At 56.4% G+C, this 282-nt stretch carries 1 protein-coding gene; it reads left to right on the top strand.

Features of this window, described 5'->3' with window-relative positions:
* Positions 1-282: enolase C-terminal domain-like protein (locus J4G32_RS21420; protein WP_281413613.1), on the top strand; the 282-nt coding region annotated here is incomplete at both ends.

The following is a 282-nucleotide window of genomic DNA, read 5'->3' as shown; positions in this document are numbered from 1 at the left end:
TTGCCAGTTACTGGCGGATCTGAATGTCGCGATGCTGGAGCAACCGCTGCCCGCGCAGGATGACGCCGCCCTGGAAAATTTTATTCATCCGTTGCCCATCTGTGCAGATGAGAGCTGCCATACTCGCAGTAGTCTGAAAGCCCTGACGGGGCGCTACGATATGATCAACATTAAGCTGGATAAAACCGGCGGTCTGACCGAAGCGCTGGCGCTGGCAACGGAGGCGAGGGAGCAAGGATTCGGCCTGATGCTGGGCTGTATGCTCTGTACATCAAGAGCGAT

Origin of the sequence: Microvirga antarctica, assembly GCF_017921815.1 — a bacterium.
GTDB lineage: Bacteria > Pseudomonadota > Alphaproteobacteria > Rhizobiales > Beijerinckiaceae > Microvirga > Microvirga antarctica.
The sequence above is the reverse complement of the archived record's forward strand: the minus strand, read 5'-3'. Positions and strand labels throughout refer to the sequence as shown.